12 protein-coding genes are annotated in these 15,057 nt (G+C 71.7%); 3 read left to right on the top strand and 9 right to left on the bottom strand.

What is annotated here, in order from left to right:
• The first annotated feature begins 1,222 nt into the window (after positions 1-1,222).
• Positions 1,223-1,513 carry an HNH endonuclease signature motif containing protein gene (locus LX12_RS12920; RefSeq protein ID WP_253654949.1) on the top strand — a complete coding sequence of 97 codons (291 nt, stop codon included), beginning with the start codon at positions 1,223-1,225 and terminating at the stop codon, positions 1,511-1,513.
• Positions 1,514-1,677: 164 nt separating this feature from the next.
• Complete coding sequence (locus tag LX12_RS12915) at positions 1,678-3,006, top strand: condensation domain-containing protein (protein WP_253654948.1); 1,329 nt, start codon at positions 1,678-1,680, stop codon at positions 3,004-3,006.
• Here the strand turns inward: LX12_RS12915 and LX12_RS12910 are convergent.
• The 8 genes from LX12_RS12910 to LX12_RS12875 form a co-directional block, all read right to left on the bottom strand.
• Positions 2,996-4,270, bottom strand: a complete 1,275-nt coding sequence (locus LX12_RS12910; RefSeq protein ID WP_253654947.1) for a competence/damage-inducible protein A — start codon at positions 4,268-4,270, stop codon at positions 2,996-2,998. The genes LX12_RS12915 and LX12_RS12910 overlap by 11 nt on opposite strands.
• A 25-nt stretch (positions 4,271-4,295) precedes the next feature.
• Positions 4,296-5,750, bottom strand: a complete 1,455-nt coding sequence (locus tag LX12_RS12905; protein ID WP_253654946.1) for an ankyrin repeat domain-containing protein — start codon at positions 5,748-5,750, stop codon at positions 4,296-4,298.
• A 139-nt stretch (positions 5,751-5,889) separates the two neighbouring features.
• Positions 5,890-7,383: a sugar transferase gene (locus LX12_RS12900; RefSeq protein ID WP_253654945.1), complete on the bottom strand. Its 1,494-nt coding sequence runs from the start codon at positions 7,381-7,383 to the stop codon at positions 5,890-5,892.
• A gap of 96 nt (positions 7,384-7,479) precedes the next feature.
• A complete protein-coding gene (locus LX12_RS12895) occupies positions 7,480-8,223 on the bottom strand; it encodes a GAF domain-containing protein (RefSeq protein WP_253654944.1) in 744 nt (247 codons plus the stop codon).
• A 44-nt stretch (positions 8,224-8,267) separates the two neighbouring features.
• Positions 8,268-9,536 (bottom strand): lipase family protein, encoded by a 1,269-nt coding sequence (locus LX12_RS12890; RefSeq protein WP_253654943.1) that lies wholly within the window; start codon positions 9,534-9,536, stop codon positions 8,268-8,270.
• A 25-nt stretch (positions 9,537-9,561) separates the two neighbouring features.
• Positions 9,562-10,851 carry a hypothetical protein gene (locus tag LX12_RS12885; protein WP_253654942.1) on the bottom strand — a complete coding sequence of 430 codons (1,290 nt, stop codon included), beginning with the start codon at positions 10,849-10,851 and terminating at the stop codon, positions 9,562-9,564.
• Positions 10,838-11,998 carry a glycosyltransferase gene (locus LX12_RS12880; protein WP_253654941.1) on the bottom strand — a complete coding sequence of 387 codons (1,161 nt, stop codon included), beginning with the start codon at positions 11,996-11,998 and terminating at the stop codon, positions 10,838-10,840. The genes LX12_RS12885 and LX12_RS12880 overlap by 14 nt, the downstream gene beginning before the upstream one ends.
• Positions 11,995-13,194: a YveK family protein gene (locus LX12_RS12875; RefSeq protein WP_253654940.1), complete on the bottom strand. Its 1,200-nt coding sequence runs from the start codon at positions 13,192-13,194 to the stop codon at positions 11,995-11,997. Before LX12_RS12875 ends, LX12_RS12880 begins: the two co-directional genes overlap by 4 nt.
• Positions 13,195-13,359: 165 nt before the next feature.
• On the opposite strand from LX12_RS12875, the gene LX12_RS12870 reads away from it, so the two are divergent.
• Positions 13,360-13,950, top strand: coding sequence for a dihydrofolate reductase family protein (locus LX12_RS12870; RefSeq protein WP_253654939.1), 591 nt, complete (start codon positions 13,360-13,362; stop codon positions 13,948-13,950).
• On the opposite strand, the gene LX12_RS12865 is transcribed toward LX12_RS12870, so the two are convergent.
• Positions 13,941-15,053 carry a glycoside hydrolase 5 family protein gene (locus LX12_RS12865; RefSeq protein ID WP_253654938.1) on the bottom strand — a complete coding sequence of 371 codons (1,113 nt, stop codon included), beginning with the start codon at positions 15,051-15,053 and terminating at the stop codon, positions 13,941-13,943. The genes LX12_RS12870 and LX12_RS12865 overlap by 10 nt on opposite strands.
• Positions 15,054-15,057 lie beyond the last annotated feature (4 nt).

Genomic DNA, 15,057 nt, shown 5'->3' with positions numbered 1-15,057 from the left:
CCCGCCGCCTCGCCGCCCCGCCGCCCCGCCGCCCCGCCGCCCGGCCGCCCGGCCGCCTCGCCGCCTCGCCGTTCGTTGGGCAGCAGGAACCGTTCGTTGGGCAGCAGGAACCGTTCGTTGGGCAGATGGGGACACCGGAAACGGTTGTGCACAAGGCTCTTTGAGGCAGAAGTCTTGTCGGACCCCTCGTGTACACATGTCCGTATGGAGCTCACCGGCATCGTCGACGCGCAGGACGCGCTGCGCGAGATGCTGACTGTGCTCGCCGAGCTGCCCGCGGCCGACACCGAGGTCGCGGCAATCGATCTGATCTCGCTGGCGGAATCGGTGAAGTCCTCCTGTGCCGCGGTGCAGGCACGGCAGACGCTGCGTCTGCAGGAACTGCGGTTCGCCGCGGAGGCGGAGGCCGGTGTTCCGGTCGAGCGGCGGTGTCGGGGGTTGTCTGCGGAGGTGGCGTTGGCTCGGCGGGTGTCCGGCAACGCCGGTGGCCGCCACCTCGGATTTCCGCGGGCGATGGGCGAGATGCCCAACGCGTTCGCCCGCCTGGCGAGGGGTCGTTGTCGGAATGGCGAGCCACGCTTCTTGTCTGTGAGACTGCCTACCTGCAGGTCGAGGACCGTCGGGTCAGCGATCACGCGCTGCGCGGACCCGGCGACCCTCGATGGGGTGGGTGACCGTGCGCTCGAGGCGTTGGCCAAGCGCATCGCCTACGAGCGGGACCCGCAGGCTGTGGTCGACCGGAACGCCTCCGCCCCGAAGGACCGCAGGGTGACCATGCGGCCGAAACCCGATGCGATGGTGCAGCTGTCGGCGCTGTTGCCCATGAAGGCAGGTATCGCGGCGTACGCCGCGCTGAAGCAGCACGCGGACGGGCTCGTCGGGGACGGGGACCGGACCCGCGCTCAGGTCATGGCCGACACCCTCCTCGAACGACTCACCGGCAAGGCCGGGGCGGAGGACGTCGCGGTCGCGGTCGATGTCGTCATCTCTGCCGACGCACTTGTCGCTGGTTCCGACGCCACGGCGGACGTTCCCGGCTACGGACTGATCCCGGCCGACACGGCGCGGAGCCTGATATCCGACGCGCTCGACGCTGACGCGCTCGTCACGCTGCGGCGGCTGTTCGCCGCCCCGGACTCCGGCGCGCTGGTCGCGATGGAGTCTCGGGCCAGGATTTTCCCGTCCGGCCTGCGGCGGTTCATCGTCCGACGCGACGTGTCGAATGCCGTACTGCGATGCCCCGATCGCCGAGATCGACCACGCCCACCCCCACGCCGACGGCGGATCCACGGACAGCGTGAACGGCAACGGTCTGTGCCGGAACCACAACCGGCAGAAGGAGAACCCCGGCTGGGCGGTCACCACCGCCATCGACGTCGGCGGCACCCACGAGGCGCTGATCCGCACGCCCACCGGCCACGAACACCGCTCCCGTGCGCTGGCGTCACCCGGCGAAAACGGTTCGGCCGAAGTCCGACCCGACGAGTTCGACCGGGTCGACACAGCCGCATGACGCCTACTGCCCAACCGACGTCTGGTAACGCCCACTCGACGTCGGCAACCGCCCACTGGATGCGATCACCCGGTTCCTGGAGGACGCGCGGTCGCCCTGTGCAGGCGTTGAGGTGCCGGTACACTCGTGCACCGACATCGGGGATGCGATCGGGGGGTCGTCAGATGACAGCAGGTACGCCGTTCGGACTGACCGCGGCACAACGCGGTATGTGGGACGCCGAGCACCTGCAGGACGACTACTCGGCGACCGTCGCCCACTACCTCGACATCCGTGACACCGACCGCCCGTTCGACCGCGACCTCTTCCGGGCCGGTGTCCGCCAGGGTTCCCGACTGCTCGAGACCGCGTACTCCCGCTTCACCGTCGTCGACGGCGAGCCCCGACAGTACGTCGACCTCGACCTGCCGTTCGACGTCGTCGACGTCGACCTGCGCGACGAGACCGATCCCCTCGCCGCCGCCCACGCGTGGATGGCCGCGGACCACCAGGGTCTGATGGACGTGACCCGCGACCCCGTCGCGATCTCCGCCTTCATCCGTGTCGCCGACGATCGCACCTTCTGGTACCTGCGCGGCCACCACATCGCGTTCGACGGGTTCGCCGCGCTCACCTGTCTGCACGAGGGCGTCGATCGGTACAACGCCGCCGTCCGCGGGGAGGAGTATGTCGTCGCGCCGCGCGCGACGCTGGCCGAGGTGTCGGCCGACGACGAGAAGTACCACGCAGGGAGTCGTCGGTCCGTCGACGAGCAGCACTGGCGGTCCAAGGTCGCCGATCTGCCTGCGCCCGTGAGTCTCTCGACCAGGGAGCCGACCCTGCGCTACACCGCCGACCACGTCGTGTGTTCCCGCACGATGGACCCTGCACTGCAGAGCCGGGTCGAGGGTGCGGCGGCGGATCTGGGGGCGTCGACGGCCGCGGTCCTCGCGGCCGCGTTCGCGGCCTACCTGTCGAGTGCGGGCGGGCGCGACGACATCGTGCTGACCCTGCCCGTGACCGGCCGCGCCACCGCGAAGATCAAGCGCGCGGGCGGGATGGTGGCCAACATGCTGCCGGTCCGCCTCGACGGGGTCGGCGGTCACACCCTCGCCTCACTGGTGGAGGCGGTGACCCTCGAACTCACCGGATGCCTGCGCCATCAACGCTTCCCGTTCGCCGAGATCGCCCGGGCCGCCGGAATAGACGATCCCCGGGTGACCGCGTTCGGCCCGATCGTCAACCTCGTCTTCTTCGACAAGCCGCTCGCCCTCGACGGTGCCGCCGTCGGGTACCACATCCTGTCGTCGGGGATCCTGCAGGACCTGCGTGTGAACCTGTACCAGGCGGGTGCGGGGTTGCCGATCGTCGTGGACCTGCACGGCAACTCGACGATGTACGGCCGGGACGAGATCGACACGCACCTCGAGGCGTTCCTCGGGCTGCTCGTGACGGTGCTCGACGCGCCCGACACCCGCATCGCCGAGATCGCGGGGTCGCTCGTCAGCCGCTGAGCGCCCGCCGCAGCAGGTGCATCGCGACGGTCACCGACCGCTCGCGCACGTCGGCGCGGTCACCGGGGAGGACGAGGCGGCGTGTGACCACCTCGCCGCCGGCGCGGGCGATGCCGAAACACACCGTGCCGACGGGCTTCTCGTCGCTGCCACCGCCGGGACCCGCGATGCCCGTCGTCGACACCGCGATGTCGGCACCCAGCCGGGAGAGGGCGCCCGCGGCCATGGCCGCGGCGACCTCCTCGCTGACGGCCCCGTGCTCGGCGATCATCGCGGCGGGCACGTCGAGAACGTCGGTCTTCGCCGAGTTGTCGTAGGAGACAACGCCTCCCATCACATACGCCGACGACCCGGCGCGATCGGTGAGGCGGGCGGCGATCATCCCGCCCGTGCACGACTCTGCCGTCGCGACGCGGTGCCCCGACAGCAGCTCGGCGACCTGGTCGTCCACGGTCGAACCGTCGGTGGAGAACACGGTGGCGCCGTGCCGGTGGACGACGAGGTCCGCGACGGCGCGGTAGGCGTCGGCGGCATGGGGTGCGAAGCGGGTGACCATCTCCAGCTCACCCCGCCGCAGGCAGGTGGTGATCTCGAGGGTGTCGAAACCGTCGACCTCGGCCTCCGCGTCGCGAAGGGTCTCGGCGAGTTCGGATTCCGCGGTGCCGAACATGAGGATCGTCTCTGTGGTCGACTCCGTCCGCCCGGCGATCGCGGCGACCACGTTGTCGGCGACGATCGACGCGGGCCACATCTGCTGCAGCTCGCGGGGTGGTCCGGGGAGCACCATCACCACGGGTGTGCGGTCGCCCGCGGGGACGACGACGCCCGGCGCCGTGCCGGCCGGGGCGATGACGGTCGCCCCGGTGGGGACCATCGCCTGCTTACGGGTGGCGGCGCGCACCGACTCGAGGTCGGGGTCGGCACCGCGCTTGAGACTCCACGAGCGGACGATGTCGGCGATCTGCGCCTCGACGGCCGTGTCGAGTGTGAGTTCCCGCCCGCAGAACTCGGCGACCGTCGCGACCGTGAGGTCGTCGGCGGTCGGGCCGAGACCGCCGCTGGTCACGATCAGGTCGACGTGTTCGTCGGCGAGGAACCGCAGCGCCGCCCGCAGATCGTCGGGGCGGTCGCCGCACACGGTGATGTGGGCGACGTCGACGCCGAGGTCGAGCAGCTGGGTCGAGACCCACGGCCCGTTGCGATCGGAGATCTGACCGGTGAGGACCTCGGTCCCCGTGACGACGATGCCCGCGCGCGCACTCACATCGACCGACACTACGCGGGCGCGCTCAGCGATCGACCGCCTCCGCGGCCCGCAGCACGTCCGCACACCGCGGACGTCCGAGGTGACCGGCCCAGGCGAGCGGGGTCGCCCCGAAACGCGCGTCGCGGACCGTTGTGTCCGCCCCGTGCTCCAGCAGCCAGGCCACCAGCTCGACGTCGTCGCGCTCGACCGCGGTGTGCAGCGCGGTCTGCCACGGCTGGTCGATCGGCGCGTCCGACCGGCCGAGGCCGTCGACGTCGAAGCCCGCGGTGACCGCCGCTACGACAGCGGCGACGCCGCGGTTCGCAGCCCACGCGGTGAACCCGGGGTGACGCCGACGCGCCTCGACGAGGACCGACTGGTCGGCTGTCCGGGCGGCCTGCCCGTCACCGGCGAGGATCGCCCCCAGCAGTATGTCGACGTCGTCGACCTGCGGTTCGCCCGCGCCGCGGGCACGCAGGTCGGCGGCGATCTCGGGATGTCCGCTCCGGATCGCGAGGGTGATCGCGGTTCCGTCCGCGCGCACCGGCCCGGGCCCGTCGGGGAGGGGCGCCACGACGTCGACGCCGTGCTCGGCGAGCAGCGTGACCCGGTTGCGCATGCCGTGGAGAACTGCCCATGTGACCTGCTGCCGCAGCAGCACGTCGGGGCGTGGGACCAGGTCGGGCAGGCGCCGACGCCACGGACCGCCGTCGCCGGATCCGAGACCGAACCCGAACAGCAGGCGCAGGTGATGGTCGTCGTCGGAGAACATCCGGTCGTAGAGCACTTGCGCGTCGGTCGGCTCGGCGCCCGCGCGGAGAAGCCTGCGGGCGAGGACATCTCGACAGGGATGCGGGGACTCGTCGTGCTCGCCGCCGCCGAAGAGTCCCGTCAGCACCGTGAACGGGCTGGCGTGCCCGGTGAAGTGCCGTCCGTCGTCCGGATCGGCGCCGGCGCGCAGGAGCTCCTCGACGACGCCGAGCGCGTCGGCCTCGCTCACCGGCCACCGGGAGTACGCGGCGTACATCAGCGGTGACCACCCGAACGGACCGCACGGGGCGTCGGGGCGCTCGGAGCGGCAGTGCTCGCACACCCGCCCGACGTCACCGAGGACGGTCGCCGCGGCCACGTCGTCGGCGATCTCGGGGTGCGTGGCGAGAACGGCCCGCGCGATGTCGAGGTCGGGGGCGGTGCCGGTCCAGGTCTCGCAGACCGCCCGCACGAACCGGTGTGCGGGTGACTGGTCCTGCGGGGGTGGGCTCGGGATCCACGTGCGGCCGGCGATGGCACGGACGTGCGACTGCAAGCGTGGCCAACTGGCGAACCCGTGCTCGCGGGCGATGACACGCTGGGCGTCGCCGAGTCGGAAGGCGTTGTCCGCGACGGGGACAGACGACCGTCGGAGCGCGGCGGGGTCACCGGCGCGCACGCCCCGTTGCAGGTCACGCGCCTGACGCCGGAGCCAGTCGATGTCGGGTCGTTCAGGAAGGGTCGCCACCGCGATCTCCTCTCGCGTCCCCGTGGTCCGCGTGACGGGGCGAGAAGAGGTGACGACGACAGGACACATCACCGTGCAGGTGGGCTCAGCCCTCTCCGCGGACCCGGGGGCGTCCTGCGCGCCGCAGGCGACGATACCGCTATTCGGCGCGGTGGAACACCGTGAGGACGGTGAGGGCGAGGATCTTGAGGTCGAGCGCGAGGGACCAGTTCTCGATGTAGTAGTTGTCCCACTCGGCGCGGTCGGCGATCGACGTCTGACCGCGCAGTCCATGGACCTGCGCCCACCCGGTGACGCCGGCCTTCACGCGATGTCGCTCGCCGTAGCGCCGGATCTGCATCTCGAACAGCTCGACGAACTCGGGCCGCTCGGGCCGCGGGCCGACGAGGCTCATGTCTCCACGCACGACGTTGATTAGCTGCGGCAGCTCGTCCAACGACGTCGACCGCATGATCTTGCCGACCTTGGTGCGGCGGTCGACACCCTCGACGCCGCCCGGCGCGGCGCCGGCCTTGAGCTCGAATGCCTTGTCGGCCTCCGTCGGCGGGCGCATCGATCGGAACTTGAGACAGCCGAACACCTTGCCGTTGCGACCGACCCGCTCCTGGGAGAAGAATATCGGGCCCGGCGAGCTCAGCCGGACGAGCAGCATCAGGGTGAGGAAGATCGGCGAGATCATCAGCAGGCCCAGCGCGCCGGCCGTCCGGTCGAACGCGTGCTTGACCGTGAACTGCCAACTGCGGGGGTTGATCCGGGGGAGGATCAGCAGCGGCACACCGCCGAGGTGGTCGATGCGCGCCCTGGCCCCGACCGCGTCGTGCGCGCGGGGGAGGACCCACGCGCGGATGCCGCGCCGGTGGGCGGCGCGGACCACGCGGGCGAGCTGATCGTCGTCCATGTCCTCGGCGGCGACGACGATCTCCTCGGCCTGGGTGGCCGCGATCGCGTCCGCGACCGCCCGCGGCGGGCCGAGCCGCGGGACGTCGGGCGACACCGCGTCGCCGGCGGGTGCGTCGCCGGCGACCTGCAGCGGTGTGGCGGCGAGGATGCCGACCGGCCGCAAGCCGTACTCCGGCATCTCCTTCATGCGGGCGATGAGCTGGTGGGCGACCGGCCCGTCGCCGACGACGAGCGTCGGTGCGAGGGAGCCGCGCTTGGTCCGCAGGTTGCGCTGGATGACGACCCGGACGAACCGGCCGACGGTGACGAGGACGACCGCACACACCCAGACCTTCGTCGTGGTGATGCCGGTCTGGGACGCGGAGGTGACGAACGTGACGATGAACGCCAGGGTCACCACCGCCGCGACGGCGAGCGCCGTCATGACGGGTGCGAGTTCGTCGAGGAAGTTGCGCCGCAACTGTTTGCGGTACATCTGTTGCAGCGCGAACGTCATCACGACTGTCGGGACGAAGAGCCACAGTGCCCACAGCGGGGGGTGCTGGGGCTGGGTGGCGTCGGCCCAGAGCGAGCCGACGATCACTGCCACCGATGCGGCGACGACGTCGATGACGACGGTGACGATCGAATGGCCGGGGTCGCGACGGATCTGGCGGAGGAACGCGGTGTCCGCGCCACCGCCGATCGCGGGCGCGGCGGTCAGAGAGGGTGCCGAGGCGGTCTGCAGAGCCATCGCGGACAGCTCAGAATCCTGTGCCTGTCATGGAATCCACTGTAGTGAATCGACGATGCGTCGTTCACGAATACCGGCGAATCGCCGAGCGGTGACTCAGAACTCGTCGTCGCCGAAGATGCGCTCACGGACGATCGTGGCGAGGTCCTCGAGGACCTGCACGTGCCCGGTCGTCCACTGCTTCGGCTTGTCGTCCCAGGCGCACAGCGTCCCGATCGCATGTCCCTGCGCATCCGTCAGCGGGATGCCCGCGTAGGCGACGACGGTGCCGTCGGCGACGATCGGGTGCTCGGAGAGGGTGGGGTGGACGCGGGCGTCCTCGATGATGAGAGGCGTCCCGGACGAGACGGCGTACTGACACAGCGACCGGTCCATCGAGACGGTCCTGGTCTCGGCCAGCTCACCGGACAACCCGGCTGCGCTGCAGAACCACTGCTTCTCGTCGGAGACCAAGGACACCCCGGCGCTCGGGACGTCGAGCGCGTCGACGGCCATCGCCGCGATGCGGTCGTAGGCGGGCCCGGCCACGGTGTCCATGAGGCCGGTGTCGAACAGGACCCGCAGGCGCTCGGGGTCGCGGATGACGGGATCGGTAGCCGCCGTCGGTGGTGTGAGCGGGATCCCATCGCCGTCGGTCGACGGCGCCCCGGTCAACCCGGTGCTGCGCAGGGCCGTGATCACGGTCGTGAGGTCCGGGTCGTCGGATCCCAGGAGGTCGGCGGCCAGTCGGGTCGCGACGGCGCGTCCGATGTAGACGTCGACGTCCTCGCCGGTGGACTGGGCGGCGCGCGTCAGGACCTCGGTCACCACCGGGTCGACGGCGGGAGATGTGCCGGACATGCGGTTCACGATAGCGAATCTTCGCTGTTCTTCGGGCACATGTGTCACAGTCCCGCACACGAGTTCGGGGCCCGTCGGCCGGCGGCGCGGTCGTCGACCCAGTCCTGCGGCGCGGGACCCAGATCGAGCGTCCCGTGTGGCTGTCCCTGCACCACCCGGAGGTCGACGGTGTCGCCGGAGCGGCAGGCGCGCCGGACGGCGTCGACGGTCCAGCGGGGGTCGATGAGCGTGTCGTCGGTGCCGTACGCCACGAACATCGGTGCGGTCGCGCGCACCGACGGCAGCGGGACGGCGAACTGGCCGAGCTGGTCACGCAGGCGGTCGGCGGCGGCGCTCGACGACGGTCGGAAGTCCGACGCCGGTGCCGCGGTGGCGATCCCGGTCTTCGCCGACTCCTGGTCGCCGGTGCACGAGAGGAACACCGAACGCGCCGCCAGCATCGAGCCGTGCAGGTAGTCCTCGATGCGGAAGCCGGGGAACGCGGCGCTGACGCCCTCGAGCACGACGGGCAGGGCGACGCGCTGCGCGACGCTGAGCGTGCCGGCCTGCATCTTGTCGACCAGCCCGCGCAGGTCGGCCGACGGGGAGATGCTGAGCGACCCGAGCAGTCGCAGTCCGCCGCCGTAGCTGTCGGCGAGGTCGTTGGCGGCCCACGAGGCCTGACCACCCTGGGAGACGCCGTAGGCGACCCAGTCGGCCGAGGTCGAGGCGACGACCGTCCGGGCGGCGCGGACCCCGTCGATCATGGTGTGGGCGCCGCTGTACGGCTCGAGGAACGGGTGCGGACGCGCGGTCGCCGTCGCGGTGCCGTCGCCGGCGTCGGTCAGGGTGCCGGCGTCGTCGACGGTCACGGGGTCCTCGGTGAAGACGACGACGTACCCCGCGGCGAGGAAGTACGCGACGGAACCGAGGCTGCCGAGCAGACCCGGATAGGACGTGGGGGCGCAGTCGCTGGAGGCCCCGGTGTTCGGATGGGCGACCGCCGCGATGCGGTATCCGCCCCGGGGTGGGTCGTCGCGGGGGACGAACACCACGCCGTTGGCCGAGCGCGGGGACCCGTCGCGTGCGGTGGTCGCGTAGCGGATCGCGGTGATGTCGCGGGTGACGTCGTCGAGAGCCGGGTAGCCGTTGTCTCGGCTCGGTGTCCCGATCACCGACCCGGGCTGCGCCGACACCGACGGCGTCGCCACGTCGGCGGGGGTGGTGGTCGCGCATCCGACCAGCAGGACCGCGGCCAGCACGAGGCACGCCGGGACGGCGATCCGCGTTGCCGGGGTGCGGCGACGCCTGGTCTCGACGTCGTGCGCGGTCATCGCCGCGCGCTGATCAGCTCACGCCTCACGGGCCCGCCGTCTCGAGGACCGCGACGGGATCGCGGCAGATGTCGGTCAGCGCGGAGTGCACCGCGCGTGCGTCGATCACGTCGGCGTGGAACGTCGCGGACAGGGTTCGCGCGCCGCCGGTCTCGCTGACCAGCAGCGTGAGGGCCTCCGGTCCGTCGGGGTCGATGCCCGCCCCGAGCTGGGGTGGTGATGCCGGCGCCGGGGGGACGACGCCGTCGAAGATGGGCAGACGGCCGATGTCGCTGACGGACAGCCGCACGTGCGGTGACCTGCGGACGGTCTCGGCGGGTTCCGGTGACGAGGGCGGTGTCCCGCGACGCAGACGGGCCCGGGTGGCGCTGATGCCCAGGACGGCCAGCGGCCAGGCGGACTCGGTGGCGGTACGGACCCGCTGACGCACCGAGGCCGGCGTGACGGGTGCCGGCATGCGGATCGGCAGCGCGATCGCCAGGTTGCCCATCCCGGCGTCGCCGCGTCGCAGGTAGCGGCGGCAGTCGACGAGGACCTGCACCACCTCGTCGGTCGCGACACCCGCACGGCGGAGCGCGGCGACCCAGATCGCGACGGTCGACGACGCGTCGGACGCGCCGTCCATCGTCGAGATCCGTTGTCGCAGAGCGGCGACACGGTCCGCGGGGACCGTCACGGAGACCGTGCGGACCCGGTTCGGGTCGACCGTCACCGGTTCGGCCAGGTCGGCCTCCGGGGCGTTGTCCGCGCGGAGTCGTCGGGCCTCGGCGAGACGCCTGGGATGTCGGAGCACCTGGTCGGCGAGGGCGCGGCGCACCGATCCCGCGGGCGCGTCGTGGGCCAGCGCCGCGTGCACCGACGGCGGTGCGGAGTCGAGCAGGACCGCCTGCAAGGTGGGCGCGAGGCGTCCGTCGCCGAGTCCGTGGGAGTGGTCGACGACGAGGTGGTCGTCGCAGACCGCGACACGGAGAGGGGCTGGATCGTAATGTCGCACATGGGTGGCGATGACCCCCAGCTGCGCTCCGGGCACGTCCGGGAGGTCGCCGGACGGGGTGGGCGCGGCGAGGTCCTCGACGACGAGCGTGTCGGTGCGGCGGGTCCACGTCCCGTCGGCCGAGAACGGGTCGAGGCGCAGCCGCGGCACCTCCGCGGCGATCGAGCGCAGACGCACGGTGAGCAGATCGCGGTCCAGGTCCGGCACCGGACCGAACACCGCGATGTTCCGGGAGTGCGCGAGTGCGACGTCGAGGGCGCTGGGGCGGTGCTCGCCGATCTCCTCGACGGAGCGGACGGCGTGTCGATCAGACCGCGGCATCGACGACCTCACGCATCTGCCGTCGGAACTCCGAGCGCGAGAACCGTTGCGACCACTCGCGGATCGCGTGCCGGTCGAACGCCGAGGGGTCGAAGTCGCGCATGGCCGCGGCGAAACGGTCGGCGATCTCGTCGTCGGTGCCGGGCTCCACCAGCAGGCCCGTCTCACCGGGGCGCACGGAGTCGAGCGCACCGCCCTCGCCGAGCGCGATGACCGGTGTGCCGGTGGCCATCGACTCGACCGGCACGATGCCGAAGTCCTCGATGCCCGGCATCAGCAGTGCGCGGGTCCGTCGGTGCAGGTCGAGCAGCTGGTCGTGCGGGACCCGTCCGAGGAACGTCGTCTTGGGCCCGGCGATGGCCTGGCACGCCTCCATCGCGCGGCCGTCTCCGGCGACGACGAGCGGCACGTCGGCGAGGGCGGCGGCGCGGATGGCCAGGTCGGGGCGCTTGTACGGGACGAGGCGACCCGCCAGCAGGAAGAAGTCCTCGCGCCCCACGGCGTCGTCGGGTGTGAAGCCCGCGGTGTCGACGGGCGGGTGCACGACGATCGCGTCACGGCCCCACCAGTTCCGGACACGCTCGGCGACGGCCGAGGAGTTGGCGACAATGGTGTGCAGCCTGGGTGCCGCGGACACCTCGCACCGTCGGGCGACCGCCGACAGCCCGGTCAGGATCGCCGCCCCGACCGCCCCGCCGCCCTCGCCGGCGCGCAGGCTCGCGTCCCACGCCCATCGTGCGGGGCTGTGCACGTAGGCGATGACGGGCGCCTCGGTGGCGAACACGACCTGCGTCGCGAACGCGTGGTGGCTGGTCACGACGACCTCGGGGTCGCCGCCGGGGCCGCGGAGGTCCATGTGCCGGAACGCGAGAGGCATGAACGGGAGGGTCGGCGCGTACGAGCGGTGTCCGATCGCGGAGTAGAGACCGTTCAGCCAGGTGGTCTGCGGCGGGGACGGGAGGTCGCGGGGAATGCCCTGTTCCCGGGCGATCGGCGCGTGCACACTGCCCTCGGGCCATTCGAGGGCCAGCTGCTCGACGACGTGCTCCGACCCCGCGATCTCGGTGAGGCGTTCGTGTACGACGGCCACCCGGCGGGTGGTACCGCGGCCGGAGGCCGCTGCTCGGTCGGCGGGATCAGAGGTCACGCGGTCTTTCCCTTCGTCCCCCGACGGGTCCGGCCTCCCCGCCGGGTCTGCAGGACGAGGTATCGGGTCGCACCGAGATCGGCGAGCTGCGCCAGAGAATCCGTGGTGGTGGTGCGGTCACGGCCGCGCACGGAGATCACCACGACCGCCGCGACGAGGTCGCCGAGATCGACGTCGCGCCACCAGTCGTCGACCAGCGCACCCTTCTCGACACGCTGGCCCCACTCCTCGGCGGAGCCGCCGGGCACGACGACGTCGACGGCGTCCGCCGACTCCCCGGTGAGGATGGCCGCGGACCGCCCACGTCGATGGCGGTGCGCCAGTTCGCCGTACAGGAGTTTCGACGCGTCGAACGGGCCGGGACCGGCCACGAGCAGTCGGGCACCGTACTTGTGCGCGACACGTCGAGCCCAGATCCGGTTGTTGCGCGTGCCAAGGCGGCCGCGCGCCAGCACGAGCAGCTCGGCGGCCACGATGACCGCGACGATCCCGGCGACCAGCGCCGTCGACATCGGTTTCGGGGACACCGGCGACGACGACGCCTCCGGCACGGAGAGCACCGTCAGCTGGTTGCCGCCGGCGCCGGCGATCTGGTCGCGCTGGGCCCGCAGCTCGGCCAGCCGGGCGTCGGACTGGGTGCGCGCGTCGCTGCCCGCGGCGAGTCGGCCGTTGCGGGCCTGCTCGAACGCGATGGAGGCGTCGATCTGGTCGACACGGCGGGCGACGTCGCGGGCCGCGTTGGCCTCGTTGGCCTGCGCGACGGCCGCGACCATCGCGCGGGCGACCTGTTGGGCGGTGCGGGGGTTGTCGGCGGTGGCGGTGAACGTCAGCAGGGACGGCGCGGTGCCGGGGGTCAGGGTGAGGTGGCTGCTCAGCTCGCTCGTCGTCCACCCGGTCGACACCTGGGTGAGGACCTGCGACAGCACGCCGTCGTCGGTGGCCAGTTCCTGGAACGGGGCACGGAGCTGTTCGACGAACGCGTCGCCGGCGACGATCTCGCCCTGCGTCGTGACCTGCGTGACGACCGACGCCGAGTACTGCTTGGTCTGCGCGGACAGATAGGCGAACACCCCGCCCCCGACGAGCACGCCGATGAGCAGAGCGGGGAGCAGCATGCGCGCCAGATCGCGGAAGTGTCCGGCGAGGTCGATGGGGGGTGGCGCGTCGCGATGTGTCGTCGCGGCATCGACGGTCACCGGCGGACTCCTTCGGGCGACGGCACTTGGACATTGTGAATCGAGACTTTGCCGATCATAACTAGTTTCGATTCGGTCATCCGGTGAACGGGGCCGCCTCGCGGCGATGAGTTCGCGGACCGGCGACGGTCACACCTTCCGACCACCGACACACAGGAGCCAGCCATGAGCGCCGAGTACACCGTCGACCTGTTCACCACACTCGACGGCTTCGCCGCCCCGAAACCCGGTACGTGGGGCGGCTACTGGGGCACGGAGAGCGACGAGTGGCTCGCCCACCGGCGGCGCCAGTTCGACGCCGACCACCACATGGTGTTCGGTGCGGACACCTACCGGCTGTTCCGCCACTTCCAGGACATCGGCGTCGAGTCGGACCCGTGGGTCGCACGCATGCTCGGGTCACCGACGACGGTGGTGTCCTCGACGCTGAGCGAGCCCCTCGGGTGGGCGAACGCCACCGTCGCGGAGGGGGACGCCGCGGATGTGGTGGCGCGCCTCGAGGCCGAGACGGACGTGCCGCTGCGGTCGCACGGCAGCGTGACGCTGAATCGGGCGCTCCTGGCGGCCGGGGTCGTCGACCGCCTGCAGCTGACGATCTTCCCGGTGGTCACCGGACGCACCGGCGACGACCCGATCTTCCGCGACGGCCCCGACTTCGAGCTCGACCTGATCAGCAGCACCGCCTTCGACGGAGGGATCGTCGAACTCGTCTACCGACCGACCGTCCTGGGGCAGGGCCGACTGCGTCAGGTGTAGGACGCCATCTCCTGGTACGCGGGCTTGGGCGCGAAGTTGCGGTACAGCAGACCGAAGTTCTGCTCGGGGTCGGTGGGATCGCTGCCCGCGTCGCGGATGCTGTAGACGTACGCCGGACCCAGCCACGACGTTCCCTTCGCGGCGTCGAGGATGATGCGGATCGTGTCGGCCTGCGTCTGCGGCGTGACCGACACCGGTGACGTCCCCGTCGGCGCACCGAACTCGGTCATCCAGATGCGCTTGGCCCCGTCGCCGCGGCCGACCATGATGTCGTGCATCGGCCACATCTGTTGTGCCGCACTGAACGAGCTCGTCGACGGGTCGTTCGGCAGATACGGATAGGTGTACGGGTGCATGCCGACCGCGTCGAAGCTGCCGCGGGCACCGGCGTCGTACATCCCCGCGAGAAACGTCAGGGGCGCGATGTCGCGGCCGTTGTCGGCGGCCGGCGCCATGCCGGCGGAGATGACCCCGAGTGACGCGCTGACGCCCTTCACCGCGGCGTACCCGGCCTTGAGCAGCTGGGTGTAGTACGCGGCGTCGGTCGTCGGCTTGAAGAAGTTGAGCGTGTTCGGTTCGTTCCAGATCTCCCACGCCGACACCGTGGACCGGTAGCGCAGCGCCGCGGTCCGCACGAACTGCCCGTAGCGGGCCGGGTCCTTCGGTCGGTAGTGGCTGTCGGTCGGGTTGTCGGCCGGGTTCGTCGCCCACCGCGGGGTGAAGCCGATCAGTCCGAGCGGGCACATCCCGGCGCTCGCGACGGCAGCGATCGCGCGATCCGTCGACGCCCAGTTGAAGACACCCGGGCTGGTCTCGATCGCCGACCAATCGACGTCGATACGCACGGTCCGGATGCCGGCCTGTTTCGCCGCGTCCACCTCGGCGGCCTGGTCGGAGTTCGACAGGTAGAGGAAGCCCGCGCCGGGCGACGCGCCCTTGACGACGCCGCCGCCGGTGAGGCCGGGTGCGGGGAAACAGGACGCGGTCGCCGACGGCACCGCGCCGGCCTCCGGTAGGCCCACCACCGTGCCGATCAGCAGGGTCAGCACGACGACGACCAGTGCTCGGGTGGTCGCGGGCCCTCCGACCAGGCGTGTACGCATCGAT

Origin of the sequence: Williamsia serinedens (genome assembly GCF_024171725.1) — a bacterium.
GTDB lineage: Bacteria > Actinomycetota > Actinomycetes > Mycobacteriales > Mycobacteriaceae > Williamsia_A > Williamsia_A serinedens.
This window is presented reverse-complemented; position numbering and strand designations above follow the sequence as displayed.